General features: G+C 29.6%; 1 protein-coding gene. It reads right to left on the bottom strand.

The window, feature by feature from the left end; all coding sequences use genetic code 11:
- Positions 1-276 precede the first annotated feature (276 nt).
- A partial coding sequence (locus ACFILW_RS09425; RefSeq protein ID WP_375685670.1) for a coproporphyrinogen-III oxidase family protein occupies positions 277-1602 on the bottom strand: 1326 nt, incomplete at its 5' end.

A 1602-nucleotide genomic window follows, 5' to 3' on the forward strand; every position in this document is an offset into this window, starting at 1 on the left:
TATCTGTTAATTCTAAGACCAGTAAAATAAAAACAACTTCATAAGCATAATCACCAACTTTGGAAATAAAGAGAGAGGAAAAAAGAGCTAAAGGACTCTTTTTTAAAAATAAATTCATATCAACCATCCGATATTAAATTTTTCTACACTTAAAGTTGCATTCCCTTCAATACAATTGGTGATATAAATTTCAAAAAAAAACGTTTAAAGAAATACGCATAATGATACAAGAATTTAGAATAATATTTTAATCTTATTATAAAAGACAGAATATTATCATACATACACAAGCTCTTTTTTAGCTATAAATCTACCTGTTTCATTCAGTTTTTCTGCAATAAATGCCTTTAAAATACGTTGATCTTCTTCTGGCATCAACCAAAACATAATATTAATATACCAATACCAACCTAGTTTTGTAAGTTGCCAGGAGTCATTATTTTCCACTATAAGATCATTAGATAAAAGAATATCTAATTTAGAAAAAATACTTTTAGGCACAAAATCCATTTTTATTAAAGATTTATTCACTAAACCATGATAAGGTAGGCGCAAAATGATTGGCTTTATCTCATCTAGAATTGGAGAGTGCTTACTAACATTTGCGGGCATTTTTTCACTATTGACGGCTGTAATGTAAGCATTACGATTAGAAAAATTTGTTATTACGTGTTCACGTATTGATGTTACAGCATTTACTCCAAAACCATGCAAATCAAAATCTGAATATCCATAAACATGCTCATGATACACAAAACTATATTCATCCGTAACTATATCAGAGGTTACATTTGGGGTACGAATATAACCATGACCATTATGAGGCATAAATCCCTTACTTCTCATATAAGCATCTATTAGCATATTCATAGAAAATTTTCTTGTTGCTGTAGTAAAACCTAAACCACGGTTTTTGATAGCTTTATGCAATTTTACTTGTGTCACAACATTGTCAATTGGGTATATGTCTATATTAGATGTACCAAGAGATACAGCCATTTCGAGATCTTTAATTATTTCTTCTTCATCTTGTCCGTTCATACCGTACAATATATCAAAAAGTACGTACTTAAAATTAGCATTTAATATACTAGCAGCAAATTTAATATGTTCGTATGTAGATGTGAGATTAAAAAGTTTTCTCCATTCTTGATTAAAAGTTTGAAGACCAAAGCGTGGATGTGTAACCCCTATTTCTTTCATAGCAATTACTTTTTCCTCGGTAAGACTTTTTATCTCAATTTCAAAAGAAAACTCACAATTAGATGCTACTTTGAAATGCTTATGTATAGCTTCTCCTATTTTTAAAATATTAGATGGAGATAATAAAGATGGAGTTCCTCCTCCAAAAAAAATCGCGCGAACCGGAACAGCCTGGTAATCAACAAAATTTGCTTTTAATTCTATTTCTTTAATTAAAGCATCCGTGTAATTATTAATTACAGTTTCGCCTTTATAACCACCTTTAGTAAAAGGACAAAATGTACATATAGTTTCACAAAAAGGAATATGAAAATACAAAGCTCTCGAATTAATATCATTATTACTATTCACAATAACATCAGATACTGGCTTATCAATAATACACTTTCCTTGACTTGG

The organism is Bartonella sp. TT110JLCBS (assembly GCF_042193405.1).
In the GTDB taxonomy this organism is placed as follows: Bacteria; Pseudomonadota; Alphaproteobacteria; order Rhizobiales; family Rhizobiaceae; genus Bartonella.